The sequence below is a fragment of the Thiocapsa roseopersicina genome, assembly GCF_900106925.1.
GTDB lineage: Bacteria > Pseudomonadota > Gammaproteobacteria > Chromatiales > Chromatiaceae > Thiocapsa > Thiocapsa roseopersicina.
In genome coordinates this window covers 1-14,616 of the sequence record NZ_FNNZ01000011.1, presented here as the reverse complement: position 1 = coordinate 14,616, position 14,616 = coordinate 1, and the positions used below count along the sequence as shown (strand labels likewise).

The 14,616-nt window shown below is 66.4% G+C and carries 11 protein-coding genes, 1 tRNA gene and 1 pseudogene; 7 read left to right on the top strand and 6 right to left on the bottom strand.

The annotated features are described in order from the left end of the window. Positions 1-189: 189 nt before the first annotated feature. The 5 genes and pseudogenes from tilS to BLV04_RS12600 all read right to left on the bottom strand — a co-directional run bounded on the left by tilS (position 190) and on the right by BLV04_RS12600 (position 4,119). The gene (gene tilS, locus BLV04_RS12615; RefSeq protein ID WP_093032446.1) at positions 190-1,572 is read right to left on the bottom strand and encodes a tRNA lysidine(34) synthetase TilS; all 1,383 of its coding nucleotides are present in this window, start codon (positions 1,570-1,572) and stop codon (positions 190-192) included. Positions 1,573-1,576: 4 nt separating this feature from the next. Further along, positions 1,577-2,551, bottom strand: coding sequence for an acetyl-CoA carboxylase carboxyl transferase subunit alpha (gene accA / locus BLV04_RS12610; RefSeq protein ID WP_093032444.1), 975 nt, complete (start codon positions 2,549-2,551; stop codon positions 1,577-1,579). Positions 2,552-2,899: 348 nt separating this feature from the next. Further along, positions 2,900-3,052, bottom strand: coding sequence for a DUF3096 domain-containing protein (locus tag BLV04_RS25665; protein WP_245731873.1), 153 nt, complete (start codon positions 3,050-3,052; stop codon positions 2,900-2,902). A 12-nt stretch (positions 3,053-3,064) separates the two neighbouring features. Continuing rightward, a pseudogene (locus tag BLV04_RS25660) lies at positions 3,065-3,196 on the bottom strand (DUF3096 domain-containing protein); the annotation flags it as partial. Positions 3,197-3,411: 215 nt separating this feature from the next. Continuing rightward, a complete protein-coding gene (locus BLV04_RS12600) occupies positions 3,412-4,119 on the bottom strand; it encodes a type 1 glutamine amidotransferase (RefSeq protein WP_093032440.1) in 708 nt (235 codons plus the stop codon). A 166-nt stretch (positions 4,120-4,285) separates the two neighbouring features. Between BLV04_RS12600 and BLV04_RS12595 the strand changes: the two genes are divergently transcribed. The 3 genes from BLV04_RS12595 to BLV04_RS12585 are packed head-to-tail and all read left to right on the top strand — an operon-like array spanning position 4,286 to position 8,611. Beyond that, a complete protein-coding gene (locus tag BLV04_RS12595) occupies positions 4,286-4,957 on the top strand; it encodes an ABC transporter ATP-binding protein (protein WP_093032438.1) in 672 nt (223 codons plus the stop codon). Positions 4,958-4,961: 4 nt separating this feature from the next. Further along, positions 4,962-7,535: an ABC transporter permease gene (locus BLV04_RS12590; protein ID WP_093032435.1), complete on the top strand. Its 2,574-nt coding sequence runs from the start codon at positions 4,962-4,964 to the stop codon at positions 7,533-7,535. Beyond that, positions 7,535-8,611 carry a lipocalin-like domain-containing protein gene (locus BLV04_RS12585; protein WP_093032432.1) on the top strand — a complete coding sequence of 359 codons (1,077 nt, stop codon included), beginning with the start codon at positions 7,535-7,537 and terminating at the stop codon, positions 8,609-8,611. The genes BLV04_RS12590 and BLV04_RS12585 overlap by 1 nt, the downstream gene beginning before the upstream one ends. 177 nt (positions 8,612-8,788) lie before the next feature. Here the strand turns inward: BLV04_RS12585 and xseA are convergent, their stop codons facing one another. Beyond that, a complete protein-coding gene (gene xseA, locus BLV04_RS12580) occupies positions 8,789-10,156 on the bottom strand; it encodes an exodeoxyribonuclease VII large subunit (RefSeq protein ID WP_093032429.1) in 1,368 nt (455 codons plus the stop codon). A 124-nt stretch (positions 10,157-10,280) separates the two neighbouring features. Between xseA and guaB the strand changes: the two genes are divergently transcribed. The 4 genes from guaB (at position 10,281) to BLV04_RS12560 (ending at position 14,552) form a co-directional block, all read left to right on the top strand. Further along, positions 10,281-11,747, top strand: coding sequence for an IMP dehydrogenase (gene guaB, locus BLV04_RS12575; RefSeq protein WP_093032426.1), 1,467 nt, complete (start codon positions 10,281-10,283; stop codon positions 11,745-11,747). 270 nt (positions 11,748-12,017) lie between these two features. After that, the gene (gene guaA, locus BLV04_RS12570; protein ID WP_093032423.1) at positions 12,018-13,592 is read left to right on the top strand and encodes a glutamine-hydrolyzing GMP synthase; all 1,575 of its coding nucleotides are present in this window, start codon (positions 12,018-12,020) and stop codon (positions 13,590-13,592) included. 312 nt (positions 13,593-13,904) lie between these two features. Continuing rightward, on the top strand, positions 13,905-14,399 hold the full coding sequence (tadA, locus tag BLV04_RS12565) for a tRNA adenosine(34) deaminase TadA (protein WP_093032420.1): 495 nt from the start codon (positions 13,905-13,907) through the stop codon (positions 14,397-14,399). Between the two features lie 63 nt (positions 14,400-14,462). Continuing rightward, positions 14,463-14,552: transfer RNA gene (locus BLV04_RS12560), tRNA-Ser, on the top strand. Positions 14,553-14,616 lie beyond the last annotated feature (64 nt).

Genomic DNA, 14,616 nt, shown 5'->3' with positions numbered 1-14,616 from the left:
CCTGGGTCCGAGGTGCTTTCCGGCCTCGCCCGTGACAACGGCCTTTGAGCGACGCGACTCAGGACTCTTAGTGAAGATAAGACGATTTCGGAAAATGGTGATCCCTGTAGGTCGGGCAAAGCGCAGCGTGCCCAACACACCGCCGGCGTCTCGGGCCACTTTGCGGCTCGGCATCACTGTTTCCGGACTTCAGCTTAGTGATGTCGGGCGCGGGGGCCATTCGGCTCGATGTCGAAATAGGGCGAGGCCTTCCCAAGGATGGCCGAGCCATTGCGGTCCCTCATGCGTGGCCGGGTCCTGGGACTCGTCGTGGCATCCGCACACACCGGCCACGGCGATCAGGATGTCGCCCGAAAACACCAAGGGGACGTAGGGACGCAGCCAGCGCGGGATGCCGGCTTCCTGAAAGAGGTTCTTGAGGGTACGCCGGCGGGACGTCGACCGCGACCGGCAGGTCAGCCCGGTCGAACCGAAACGCACCGTCGGAGCCGACTCCGAGCCGTCGCTCATATCCTCCCATTGCAGCCATCCGAGCCCGGCCGGAAGCTCAAGCACCGGCGGCATCCCGCTCGGCGCTTGACGGATCGTCAAAGCGCCGGGCGGTGGAGGCAAGGGAGCAAGGGCAAAGAGGTCGTCACGATAGCGACGCACCTCGCAGCCAAACCAGGCGACCAGCGGATCGGCATCGGCACGGGCCGGAATGACCTCGTCGAGGATGCGCGCGAGATGACGCCTATCGGGCAGCGCGAAACCGCGGCGACGCAGCCACAGTCGCAGGACGGCCTTGCGTCGCGAGCGCTCCAACGCACCGAGCGCCCCGATTCCGAGCGTACCCGGATGCGACCCGGCGCACGCCCCCATGAGCTCCGCCGCCAGGCCATCGACCAGCTGCGCCGCCTCGGCACAATGACCCGCACTGCGCGAGAGGGTCGCGGAGAGTCCCGGCCAGCGCGCCCTCAGCAAGGGTACGATGCTGTTGCGCAGATAATTGCGGTCCATCCGCAGCGATGTGTTGCTCGGGTCCTCGATCCACGACAGCCCGAAAGAGCGGACATACTGCTCCAGCGTCGCCCTCGGGACATCCAGCAGGGGCCGCACCAGACGCCCTCGCCCAAGCTCGGCCTCGCGCGGCATCGCCGCCAACCCGTGAACCCCGCTCCCGCGCAAGAGCGCGAGCAGCAGTGTTTCGGCCTGATCATCCTGATTGTGTGCCGTCAGCATGAGATCGCCGGGGCGCAGCACCTCGGCGAGTGCGCGATAGCGTGCCTCGCGGGCCGTCGCCTCGAGACTCTCTCCGGGGATGGGTGTGAGATTCAGACGGCGTACCGCGAGGGGCACACCGAGGGCGTCGCAGATGCGGCGACAGTGCTCGGCCCAACAGGGCGAGTCCGCGTGAAGACCGTGGTCTATGTGGATGGCCCGCAGTGTGCCGGACGCGTGAACAGGTCGGGTGGCGGCCGCGTGAAGCAACGCAGTCGAATCGGTTCCGCCGCTGAAGGCGACCCAGCAGTCGCCGAGCGGGCCCAGTCGGCGGAGTGCTGCGGCCAGGCACTCCGGGACGCCCCCGGTCATGGCCTCACCGCGGCGCCGGGCGTTCGTCCTTGAACTTGCCGTAGCCCATCAGGCGCTTGTAGCGCGCGGCGATCAGCACATCCGGATCGGTCCCGCACAGCTCGTCGAGACGGGCCACCAGGGCGGCCTTGATCGAGGCCGCGGTCGCCTCCGGGTTGCGGTGTGCGCCTCCGAGCGGCTCCTTGATGATCTGATCGATCAGACCCTGCTCGAGCAGCTTGTCCGAGGTGATGGCCATCGCCTCGGCGGCGAGCTGGGCCTTGTCGGCGCTCTTCCAGAGGATGGAGGCGCAGCCCTCGGGGGAGATCACCGAGTAGGTGCTGAACTGCAGCATGCCCAGCCAATCACCGACGCCGATCGCCAAGGCGCCGCCCGAGCCGCCCTCGCCGACGACCGTGCAGAGGATCGGGGTGCGCAGCCTGGACATCTCGCGCAGGTTGCGCGCGATCGCCTCGCTTTGGCCGCGCTCCTCGGCACCGACACCCGGATAGGCGCCGGGCGTGTCGATGAAGGTCAGGATCGGCAGACTGAAGCGCTCGGCCATCTCCATCAGGCGCAACGCCTTGCGATAGCCCTCGGGACGCGGCATCCCGAAGTTGCGCAGGATCTTCTCCTTGGTGTCGCGGCCCTTCTGATGACCGATCACCATCACAGGCCGACCCTCGATCCGCGCCAACCCGCCGACGATGGCGCGGTCGTCCGCAAAGGCGCGGTCGCCGTGCAGCTCATGGAACTCGTCGAAGATCCGCCGCACGTAGTCGAGCAGGTAGGGCCGCTGCGGATGCCGCGAAAGCTGCGAGATCTGCCAAGGGGTGAGCGCGGAGAAGATGGAGTCGGTCAGCGCGACACACTTGGTATGAAGCCGCTCGATCTCTTCTTGGATGTTCAGCTCGTTGTCGAAGCCGACCAGACGCAGCTCTTCGATCTTGGCCTCGAGCTCTGCGATGGGCTGTTCGAAGTCGAGAAAGTTCAGGTCCATAACCACAGGATCGTCGTTGGAAGCTGCGGGAGTCTGGCATTGCCGTCCCGCGAGTTCAAGCCGTCGTCGACGATCTTGGGGTTGCCGGCACGCAGCGCATCGGTGCGCAAGGCTGCGGGATGCGCGCAACCGAGCGATCGACCCGCACCGGATAAGCGATTAGGCCGAGTCCGGAGCGAGTTGCTGAGTTCCGGGTGAGTCCTACGGTGAGTGCACGCCTGAACCTCGGCCGATATGCGGTTTAAAGTTTTTGTTTTTCAGAATCCTAAACCGCGTCAGCTCGAACTTTCAAGGATCCGACGGAGGCAGCTCCAATCCAAAAACGACGCATGCCGCTCCGGACGCGGTTTAGATGCGGATGACACCGGCCTCGAGCAAACCCACGAGGATCAGGTAGATCCCGATGACATAGTTGAGGATGTTGGGCTTGACCAGGATGAGCACACCGGCAACCAGCGCGATGATGGGCTGCGCCTTCACCGCCTGCCCCTGATAGACCAGCAGGAGCCCGAGCGCCCCGACCGCGAGCAGATAGGTCGCAACGGCATAGTTGAGGACACGCGGAACGATCAGGATAATCAGGCCCGCCACGATCGCGAGCGCGGCCTGCAACGGCCACTGCACGAGGAAGCTCGGGATCTCCATCGGTGTGTCACCTCTGCTGGTTGAGTTGAAGCCCGAGGCGCAGCATCAATCCCCAGTGTAGCGGTGGAGAGATTCCGAGACCGTCGGAGATCATCTTCGTTGTCGTAATCGACCGTCGATTAGGACAACGACAACGACAACGAAAGGTCTCGAAACATCTGCCGTGCTGCACTAGGGGCCGCCGGGACTCGGGGCCATTTGGGAACAATCGAAAATCAGGGGCTCGCCGGTCCGACAAGATCGTCCAGGATTCGGCCCATCAGCCGATTGGCCTCGGCGTAGACGGCCGCATCGACCCCACGAATGGCCGCTTCGGTCTGAATCCAAGGCGCGGGCACCAGCTCGTCCCCGCAGTGATCGAGGATCGCCGCAGCGCTCTCCGCCGTAGCTTCCAGATGGAACTGGAGCCCGACCACCTGCCGGCCGATACGAAACGCCTGATTCTCGCAGGCCGCGCTGCGCGCCAAGCGCACGGCACCGGGCGGCAGATCGAAGGTCTCGCCGTGCCAATGGAAGACCAGGCTTTCGGCCGGAAACCGGCAGCAGGCATCACCCGGGACGGCATCCTCGGAAACCCCTTGAATCGTAAACCAGCCGATCTCCTTCTCGGCATTGGGATAGACGCGGGCACCGAGCGCGTCGGCGATCAGTTGTGCGCCGAGACAGACCCCGAGCACCCGCACCCCGTGCCCGATCGCCTCGCGTAGAAACTCCTTTTCGGCGTGCAGCCAGGGCAGCTGCGCCTCGTCGTTGACGCTCATCGGACCGCCCATCACGATGACCAAATCGAGGCCGGCGACCGGCGGGAGCAAGCCGTCGTCGTAGAAGCGCGTGTAGTCCGGGATCACGCCGCGTGCCGCCAACCAAGGCGCCATCGCGCCGATGTCCTCGAACGGGACGTGTTGCAGGACCTGAACCCTCATGGATTGCCTCTTTGGCCGGTGGTCATGTCGGTCGCGGCCCGCTTCGATGTCGGCTACGGGCGGAAGTCGGCCAATTTGAACCGCAAAGGCGCGAAGGACGCAAAGGGTTTTCGGGTGCCGCCTCGATATAGAATGGCGCCCGCTCATGACCGGATGTAGATCACCGATGCTGTCTATCGAAAACCTCTCGAAGCGTTTCGACGCCTCGCTCGATCACCCCCTCTTCGAGCAGGTCTCTTTGAACCTCTCGCCGGGCGAATCGGTCGCCGTGATGGGCGAGTCCGGCGTGGGCAAGTCGACCCTGCTCAACTGTATCGCGGGTCTGGAGACGGTCGACGGCGGCCGCATCCGATTGCGCGAGACCGAGGTGACTGCGCTAGACGAGGATGCCTGCTCGCGGCTGCGTCGGCGCGAGCTGGGGTTCGTGTTCCAGGCGTTCCATGTCCTGCCGCACCTGACCTTGGCCCAGAACGTCGCCCTGCCGCTGTGGCTGCTCGAGGAGAAGGAGACCGTCGCCGACCGGCGCGCGCGCGCCATGCTCGAGCGCGTCGGATTGGGTCGGCGCGGCGACGACTGGCCGCGTCATCTCTCGGGCGGCGAGCTTCAACGCGTCGCCATCGCGCGCGCACTGGTGCATGCGCCGGCGGTCGTGCTTTGCGACGAGCCGACCGGGAACCTGGACCCGGAGCGCGCGCAGGACGTGCTCGAGCTGCTGTTCGAGGGCATCCACAACGCCGGTGCAATCGGGATCCTGGTCACGCATTCGCACGCGGCGGCCGCCCATGCCGACCGCATCCTGCACCTGACCGCGAGCGGCCTTGTCGAGGATGCGGGATAGAACGATGGGCCTCCTCGGATCCGGCAACAGCGCTGCACTGCGGCATGTCTTTCTCGCCAGTCTTCGGCGGCGACGCCTCGCGACCGCGCTGTCTCTGCTCGCCATCGCGCTCGGCGTGGCGCTCGGGTTGGCGGTGCAGCTCATCCATACCGCCGCGCTCGACGAGCTCGATCGCGGGATGCGCCTGCTGAGTGGCGAGGCCGATCTTCAGGTTGTCGGTCCGCGCAGCGGCTTCGACGACGCGGTCTATGCGCGGATCGCCCTGCATCCGACGGTGGCCGCGGCGAGCCCGCTCCTGGAGATTCAAGCGCGTCTTCCGGGCCGCGACGAGACGCTGCAGGTGTTCGGGATCGATCTCTTTCGCGTTGCGCAGGTCACACCCTCGTTGCTGCCCATCGTCGAGACTGCCTCGGCGGGTGGCGACGATGCCCCCGACAGCTCCGACGCGGATCGCCCCGATCGACTGGCCGCACTCCAGCCCGACGCCCTCTTCTTAAGCCCTGCCGCGGGCACACGACTCGAGCTCGATGCCGGGGATGAGGTTGCGGTCCAGGTCGGGATCGGCGAGGCGCGTCTGCGGATTGCGGGCTCGGTGCCGGGCGCCGGCGTCGGGCAGGTGCTGGCGGTGATGGACATCGCGGGTGCCCAGCAGACCTTCGATCGAATCGGTCGCCTGACCCGGATCGATCTGCGCCTCGCGCCCGGGAGCGAGCGCGGGCCGGCGCAGGAGCAGCTGCGCGCCTTGCTTCCGCCGGGCGTCACACTCCTGACACCCGAGGAGACGGCGTCCGAGGTCACGGGCGTGTCGCGCGCCTATCGGGTCAATCTCACCATGCTGGCGGCCATCGCGCTCCTGACCGGCGGATTCCTGGTCTTCTCGACACAATGGCTCGCGGTCGTGCGACGGCGTCGCGAATTCGCCTTCCTGCGGGCGCTCGGGCTGGACCGCGGCAGCCTGCGGCGCGGGCTGCTCATGGAAGGCGCACTGCTGGGGCTGGTCGGCGGCTTGATCGGCGTGATCCTGGCCTATCTGCTGACCGCACTGGCATTCAGTCTGATCGGCGGCGATCTGGGCGCGGGTTTCTTCCGAGGCGTCGCCCCGCAATTGCGCGTCGAGCCGGTACTGACCCTGGCCTATCTCGCGCTCGGCGTGCTCGCGGGCGTGGCCGGCGCCTGGCTGCCGGCGCGCGAGGCCGCGCGGATGGTGCCCGCGCGCGGCCTGCGGGCGGGCGACGAGGCCGAGGTCTATCAGGCGCGTCCGCGCTGGGGTGCGGCACTGATCGCCCTGATGCTGGCCGGGCTGCTCTGTCTGCTGCCGCCGGTCGGCGGCGTTCCGGTGTCGGGCTATCTGGCTGTCGCACTCATCTTGGTCGGCGCCGTGCTCGCCATCCCCGGGGCTACGGTCGGGGCGATGCGGCTTCTGCCGGTGCGGGGCTCGCTCGTAACCCGACTGGCGCGGGCGCGGCTCGCCGCCGCTCCGGGGCAGGCGGTCGTGGCCGGTGTCGGGGTCGTCGCCAGCGTCGCCTTGGCGGTGTCGATGGCAATTATGGTCGACTCCTTCCGCGACTCGCTCGACGACTGGCTGACCCGGATGCTCCCCGCCGATCTCTATCTGCGCGCATCGGACTCGGGCGCGAGCGGCTATTTGGATCCGGATGCCGTGGCCCGCGTGGCCGCACTGCCGGGCGTGGCGGCGGTGCGCCCGGTGCGCTTCGAGAGCCTGCGCATCGATGCGGTCAGCGAGGCGATCGCGCTTATCGCCCGCCCGGTGCAGGACACCTCGGGTCTTCCGCTCGTCGCAGGCACGCTCGACCCGCCTGTCGGGCCGGGTACGGATACGCCGACCTGGATCTCGGAGGCGCTGGCCGATCGGCTGAGCCTGGGGATCGGGGATCCGCTAGCCCTGCCCATCGGCGAGCAGCTGCAAACCTTTCGCGTCGTCGGCATCTGGCGGGATTACGCACGCCAGCAAGGCGCGGCGGTGATCGAGCTGGAAACCTTCCGCACCTTGACCGGCGATCGGCGCACCAACGATCTGGGCCTGACCCTGACGCCCGGGACGGATCCAGTCGGGATGATGACCGCCATCCGCGCAACACTCGGCGATCGGGTCAGCGAGATGATCCTGCCCGGAGAGCTGCGCGGCATGATCCTCCAGGTCTTCGATCGCACCTTCCTGGCGACCTATCTGATGCTGGCTGTCGCGGTGACGATCGGTCTCTTCGGCATCGGGACCACCTTCGCCGCGCTCGCGACCAGCCGTCGCAAGGAGTTCGGGATCCTGCGCCATCTGGGTCTGCCGCGACGCCGGATCGGGACGCTTCTGGCCCTGGAAGCCGCACTGACCGCAGCGGTCGGTGTCGGCGTCGGATTTGTCGCAGGCGGGGCAATCGCCCTGGTGCTGATCCAGGTCATCAATCCCCAGAGCTTTCATTGGAGCATGGACATGCAGCTTCCGTTCGGCCTGCTGCTGATCTTCGGCTCGGCGATGATCCTGCTCGCCGCGCTCGCCGCCCGCCTTGCCGGTGGGCAGGCGACGCGCCAGGACGCGGTGCTCGCGGTGCGGGAGGATTGGTGATGCGCGCCTGGTGGCTTGCGCTGGTCCTCATGTTCTGCTGGCCGATCGCGTGCGTCTCGGCGAGCGACTTCGCCCCGGTGGTCGAAGGTCGGCCCTTGGTCTTTCCCGCGGACACGGGCGCACACCCGGATTTCCGCACCGAGTGGTGGTACATCACCGGCTGGCTGACCGACGAGACGGGCACCGAGCGTGGCTTCCAGGTCACCTTCTTCCGGGTCGGGACCGGTATCGGCGCGGACAACCCGAGCCGCTTCGCACCGCGCCAGCTCATCCTGGCCCATGCGGCGATCGCCGATCCGGCCACCGGAGCCCTGATCCATGCCGAGCGCGTCGAGCGTGCGCTCGATCCCTTGGCCGGTGCAGCCGTCGGGCGAACCCGCGCCTGGATCGGCGATTGGGAGCTGGTGCTGGATGAGGCCGGCACGCAGTATCGAACCCGAATCAGGTCCGACGCCTTCGACCTGGACCTTGCGCTGGTTCCGCCGGGACCGCCCGTCCTCAACGGCCGCGAAGGCTTCAGCCAAAAGACGCCGAACCCGAGCAACGCGAGCTACTACTACAGCCGCCCGCAGCTCGCCGTCGGCGGGCGTATCCGCATCGAGGGGGCAGACCTGAAGGTCAGCGGGCACGCCTGGCTCGACCATGAGTGGTCGAGCGAGATCATGCCGGCAGAGGCCCGAGGCTGGGATTGGATGGGCATCAACCTGCACGACGGCGGCTCGCTGATGGCGTTTCGGATGCGCAGGGACGACGGCTCGGCACTCTGGGCGGCCGCGACGCTGCGCGAGGGCACGGAGCCGGCGCAGATCCTCGCGCCCGAGCAGGTGCGCCTACTTCCTCGGCGGCGCTGGCAGTCGCCCCGCACGGGCGCCGAATATCCCGTGGAGTGGACCCTGGAGATCGACGGCCGGACGCTCCGACTGGAACCTTTTATCGACGACCAGGAGCTCGACGGCCGACGCTCGACCGGCATCGTCTATTGGGAAGGCGCGGTCAGGGTTTACGAGGGTGAGCAGGAGATCGGACGTGGTTATTTGGAGATGACGGGGTATGCGGATCGGCCCGACAACCTCTGAGAATAAACCGCGTCCGGCGTGACATGTGAGGATCGAGTGGGCGCTCGGGATCCCGGGTACGGGCGAGGTCAGCGTTGACGCGGTTTATGATTTTAATTCGGGAGGAGATGCCGTAGCTGTGCCGAGCCGTGCGAGGCACAGCCAACTGTCGTCGTGTAGGTGCGAATTTATTCGCACCTACAGCCCCGGGGGCTCGACGATGGCGGTTAATCGACCTTTCGCCAGCCGTGCCTTGATGCGTGTGCCGGGCGGAGCCTCCTCGGGTGCGCGGACGATCTCGCCATCCGGCAGGCGGGTGACGATGGCATAGCCGCGGGCGAGCGTCGCCAAGGGGCTGCGGGCCTCCAAGCCGGCGACGGCACGCATCAACCGCTCGCGCCGGGTCTCGGCGAGACGCGCGCGGGCGCGGGCAAGGCGCTCGGCGAGCGCATCGACGGCGATTCCGAGCCCCTCAAGACGTCGCCCCGGCGAGACGAACATCAGGCGCGCCGCAGCCGGGCGCAATCGAGACTGCGCCCGCGCCAGGCGATTCGTCAGGAGCGAGACCAAGCGCTGCTCGAGCTGGTCCAGACGCTGCGCACGCTGCTGCAGGCGCGCGGCCGGGTGGAGCAACGCCAAGTGACGCACGACGGCGTTCAGCCTTTGGCGAGCGGCGAGGCGATGACGCGCATGGACCGCGTCCAGACGCCTGGTCAAGGCGAGCAAGCGATGGCGAAGATGCTCGCCCGAGGGCGCCACCAGCTCGGCCGCGGCCGACGGGGTCGCGGCGCGCCGGTCGGCGACCAGGTCGGCGATGCTGATGTCGCTCTCGTGCCCGACGCCGGTGACGACCGGGATAGCGGAGGCGCGGATCGCGCATGCCAATGCCTCGTCGTTGAAAGCGTTGAGGTCTTCGAGCGAGCCACCGCCGCGGGCCAGGATGAGCACGTCGCACTCGGCGCGGGCATTGGCCGCCGCCAAGGCGGCGCGGAGCGACGCCGGTGCGGCCTCGCCTTGGACCTGCGCCGGATAGATGACCACGGGCAAGGCCGCGAACCGGCGCTTCAAGACCGCGAGCAGATCACGCACCGCCGCCCCGCTGGGCGAGGTGATCAGACCCACCTGTCGAGGAAAGGCCGCAATCGGCCGCTTGGCGGCCTCGTCGAATAACCCTTCCGCCGCCAGCTTGCGCTTCAAGCGCTCGAATTCGAGCCGGAGCGCACCTTCGCCACCCGGCTCCATGTAGCCGATCACCAACTGAAAATCGCCGCGCGGCTCGAAGAGCGTCACCCGACCGCGAACCAGCACCTCTTGACCGTTGGTCGGGCGGAAGTTCAGGAGCATCCGCTTGGGCCGAAACATGGCGCACCGGACCTGAGCCGCCGCATCTTTGAGGGTGAAGTAGATGTGACCGGACGCCGGCTGCGCCAGATTCGACAGCTCGCCTTGGACCCAAAGCACGGGGAAACTCCCGTCGAGCACCGCCCGCACCTCGCTCGCGAGGCGGGCTACGCTGTAGATATCGCGGTGATCGTCGAGGGCACGGGCAGGTCGTTCGAGCGGCATGGGCAGGATTCGCAATCAGAGGCTTCGATGAGGTCGGCGTCGGACGGAGTTTACCTTCGCCCGTTGAAATTCTATACTTTCGGGTTACTTTCCTGTTCTGGTCACTGATTGCGGAGCCTCCCCCATGCGCCTGATCCAGGAAGCACTCACCTTCGACGACGTCCTCCTTGTTCCGGCGCACTCGCGGGTGCTCCCGAACGAGGTCGATTTCCAGACCAAGCTGACCCGCGGAATCTCGCTCAAGATTCCTCTTGTCTCGGCCGCAATGGATACGGTCACGGAGGCGCGCCTGGCCATCGCAATGGCGCTGGAAGGCGGCATCGGGATCATCCACAAGAACATGAACGCCGAGCGCCAGGCCCGCGAGGTCATGGCGGTCAAACGTTACGAGAGCGGGATCATCCGCAACCCCATTACGGTCAGCCCCGGAACCAGCATCGGCGAGGTGCTGAAGCTGACCCACGCGCACAACATCTCGGGCGTGCCGGTCACGGAGAACGGGCTGCTGGTCGGCATCGTCACGGGGCGGGATCTACGTTTCGAGACCCGCATGTCCGAGCCGGTCTCGACCATCATGACCCCGCAGGAGCGCTTGGTGACGGTGCGTGAAGGCGCAAGCCGCGAGGACGTCGTGCGGCTCCTGCATGAGCATCGCATCGAGAAGGTCCTGGTGATCAATGATCGATTCGAGCTGCGCGGTCTCATCACGGTCAAGGACATCCAGAAGGCGAAGGACTTCCCGAAGGCGTCGCGCGATGCCCAGGAGCGGTTGCGGTGCGGCGCGGCCGTGAGCGTCGGCAAGGGAACGGACGAGCGCGTCGCCGCTTTGGTCGAGGCCGGGGTGGACGTGATCGTGGTCGATACGGCACACGGGCACTCGCAAGGCGTGCTGGATCGGGTCGAGTGGGTCAAGGTCCGCTATCCGGAGGTCCAGGTCATCGGCGGCAATATCGCCACGGCGGATGCCGCCCGTGCACTGGTCGACGCAGGCGCCGATGCGGTGAAGGTCGGGATCGGACCCGGCTCCATCTGCACCACCCGCATCGTCGCCGGTGTCGGCGTCCCGCAGATCACCGCGGTCGCCAACGTCAACGAGGCGTTGGATGGCACGGGTGTCCCCCTCATCGCCGACGGCGGTCTGCGGTTCTCCGGAGACGTCGCCAAGGTCATCGCCGCCGGCGCCAACAGCGTCATGATCGGCGGACTCTTCGCCGGTACGGACGAGGCACCGGGAGAGGTCGAGATCTATCAGGGACGCTCCTACAAGTCCTATCGCGGAATGGGCTCGCTTGGCGCCATGGGCTCGAACGAGGGGTCCAGCGATCGCTATTTCCAAGAAGATACCGAGAAAGAAAAGCTGGTCCCGGAGGGTATCGAAGGGCGCGTACCCTACAAGGGCAGTGTGCTGAACGTCATTCACCAACTCGTCGGCGGTCTGGGCTCGAGCATGGGCTACACCGGCTGTGCGACGATCGAGGAGATGCGTACCAAACCGCAGTTCGTGCGCGTGAGCTCGGCCGGGATGCGCGAGTCGCATGTCCATGACGTGCAGATCACGAAAGAAGCGCCCAACTACCGCATCGACAATTGATTTCTTGCGCCGGATTGTGCCCAAAGCACAATCCGGCGCAAGAAATCGAGACGCCTTTTTAAGGTTGTCCTGGCCTACTGTTAGGTGATTGCCGGGAATAGACCGACCGGCGTGTAGGTGCGAATTTATTCGCACGCCCAGCCATTCAGGTCTTTCCGGCATGCGCAGCCGGGATGCTGATTCTCGGAAATCACCTTAGAGATGCCGTTGCGGCCGATCACCGATTTCCTCTCTCTATCCCCGCCTCCCTTTCGGAACCATCACCCAACCATGACCAACATTCACGCCGACCGCATCCTGATCCTCGACTTCGGGTCTCAGTACACACAACTGATCGCGCGCCGCGTGCGCGAGGCGGGGGTTTATTGCGAGCTGCATCCGCATGACATGGGAGCGTCGGCGATCCGGGAGTTCGCACCAAGCGGCGTCATCCTGTCCGGCGGTCACCAATCCGTCCATCAGGATGCGACACCCCGCGCCGATCCGCTGGTGTTCGATCTGGGCGTTCCGGTGCTGGGCATCTGTTACGGCATGCAGACCATGGCCGCGCAGCTCGGCGGCAATGTCGCACCGGCGGCACATCGCGAGTACGGCTACGCGCAGGTGCGCGCGCGTGGGCATTCGCGCCTGCTGCGCGACATCGAGGATCACACCAGCCCGGAGGGTTACGGCCTGCTGGATGTCTGGATGAGCCACGGCGATCGGGTCGAGGCCCTGCCGGCGGGCTTCCAGGTCATCGCCGAAACCGCCAATGCGCCGCTGGCCGGCATTGCGGACGAGGAGCGCCGCTTCTACGGCGTGCAGTTCCATCCGGAGGTCACACACACCCGCCAAGGCCAACGGATCATCGAGCGCTTCATCCACGAGATCTGCGGCTGCGGACGTCTCTGGACCCCCGGCAACATCATCGAGGACAGCATCGCCAAGGTGCGCGACCAGGTCGGCAGCGACGCCGTCCTGCTCGGACTCTCGGGCGGCGTGGATTCCAGCGTCGTCGCCGCCCTGCTGCATCGCGCCATCGGCAGCCAGCTGACCTGCGTCTTCGTCGACAACGGCCTGCTGCGGCTCGGCGAGGGCGATCAGGTCATGAGCACCTTCGCGCGGCACATGGGCGTGCGGGTGATCCGGGTCGATGCCGAAGACCGTTTCCTCGGCCGTCTCAAGGGCGTGACCGACCCGGAGCAGAAGCGCAAGATCATCGGCAACACCTTCATCGAGGTGTTCGACGACGAGGCGAGCAAGCTCGCCAACGTTCAGTGGCTCGCACAAGGCACCATCTACCCGGACGTGATCGAATCCGCCGGGGCCAAGTCCGGCAAGGCCACCGTCATCAAGTCACACCACAACGTGGGCGGCCTGCCGGAGGAGATGAACCTCAAGCTCGTCGAGCCCCTGCGCGAGCTCTTCAAGGACGAGGTCCGCAAGATCGGTGTCGAGCTCGGCCTGCCCTCCGAGATGGTCTATCGTCACCCCTTCCCCGGACCCGGCCTCGGCGTACGCATCCTGGGCGAGGTCCACAAGGAAGATGCGATCACCCTGCGCAAGGCCGACCACATCTTCATCGAAGAGCTGCGCCGCGCCGACCTCTACGATCAGGTCTCCCAAGCCTTCGCCGTCTTCCTGCCGATCCGCTCCGTCGGCGTCGTCGGCGACAACCGCCAGTACGCGCATGTCATCGCGTTGCGTGCGGTGGAAACACTCGACTTCATGACCGCGCGCTGGGCCCACCTCCCCTACGACTTCCTGGATCTGGTGTGCCGGCGCATCGTCAACGAGGTCCCCGGCGTGTCGCGCGTCGTCTACGACATCACCGGCAAACCGCCGGGGACGATCGAGTGGGAGTGACCGCGCGACATAGAAGGCCGTAACCAAACGAGAGCACCCGGCGTAGGATGGGTAGAGCGCAGCGAAACCCATCATCCCCGCGCAAAGGGGCCCAAGCAATGCGCGAAGTAAGGGACTCGTGACACCCGCTCCGCGGCGTCACGCATGCCCCCTGGCGCTCCGCGCCCCGCGCCGATTCCATCACAACCCTAAACCAGGGCTGCGATGTCGCTGTCCTGAATCTCGCGCAAGCCTCCGCCGAGGCGTACGGCTCGGCGGCGGAGAACGGGAGTCCGGCCGAATGCTCCGGAAACCGCACGGATCGACTCATCGATGGATCCTTCGAAAGAGACCGACGACCACTGGATGCAATTGGCCCTGACCCTCGCCGACCGCGCCGCGGCGGAGGGCGAGGTTCCGGTCGGCGCGGTCCTGGTCCTGAACGACGAGGCCATCGGGAAGGGCTGGAACCGACCGATCGGGACTCACGACGCAACCGCCCATGCCGAGATCCAGGCCCTACGCGACGCGGGACTTCGCATGGGCAACTACCGCCTCCCCGGCACGACCCTCTACGTCACCCTCGAGCCCTGCGTCATGTGTGCCGGCGCCATCATCCATGCGCGCATCGGCGAAGTGGTCTTCGGCGCATCGGACCCAAAGGCAGGCGCCTGCGGAAGCCTCTTCGACATCCTGCCGTCGGACGAGCGTTTCAATCACCGCACCGGATGTCGCGGAGGCATCCTCGCCGAGGCGTGCGGCGAAACACTGCGTGCCTTCTTCCAAGCCAGGCGCCGACGACAGACGATCCCGATGATAGACAAGTAAGGCTCCTCGACTTACACTTACGCGCTTGTCGAAAGCGAGCAACTCGCAACGACAGACAATCTCGGAGAGGTGCCGGAGTGGCCGAACGGGCTTGACTCGAAATCAAGAGAAGGCGCAAGCCTTCCGTGGGTTCGAATCCCACCCTCTCCGCCATATGGATTTACAACACGCTGTAAAAATTCACGTTTCTTCGGCCGATAGGCAATGCTCCCCACAC

Excerpts from the sequence above, each read along its gene's own strand:
- tilS (WP_093032446.1), bottom strand. The coding sequence starts at position 1,572 with ATGACCGGGGGCGTCCCGGAGTGCCTGGCCGCAGCACTCCGCCGACTG.
- accA (WP_093032444.1), bottom strand. The coding sequence starts at position 2,551 with ATGGACCTGAACTTTCTCGACTTCGAACAGCCCATCGCAGAGCTCGAG.
- BLV04_RS12600 (WP_093032440.1), bottom strand. The coding sequence starts at position 4,119 with ATGAGGGTTCAGGTCCTGCAACACGTCCCGTTCGAGGACATCGGCGCG.
- BLV04_RS12595 (WP_093032438.1), top strand. The coding sequence starts at position 4,286 with ATGCTGTCTATCGAAAACCTCTCGAAGCGTTTCGACGCCTCGCTCGAT.
- BLV04_RS12590 (WP_093032435.1), top strand. The coding sequence starts at position 4,962 with ATGGGCCTCCTCGGATCCGGCAACAGCGCTGCACTGCGGCATGTCTTT.
- BLV04_RS12585 (WP_093032432.1), top strand. The coding sequence starts at position 7,535 with ATGCGCGCCTGGTGGCTTGCGCTGGTCCTCATGTTCTGCTGGCCGATC.
- xseA (WP_093032429.1), bottom strand. The coding sequence starts at position 10,156 with ATGCCGCTCGAACGACCTGCCCGTGCCCTCGACGATCACCGCGATATC.
- guaB (WP_093032426.1), top strand. The coding sequence starts at position 10,281 with ATGCGCCTGATCCAGGAAGCACTCACCTTCGACGACGTCCTCCTTGTT.
- guaA (WP_093032423.1), top strand. The coding sequence starts at position 12,018 with ATGACCAACATTCACGCCGACCGCATCCTGATCCTCGACTTCGGGTCT.
- tadA (WP_093032420.1), top strand. The coding sequence starts at position 13,905 with ATGGATCCTTCGAAAGAGACCGACGACCACTGGATGCAATTGGCCCTG.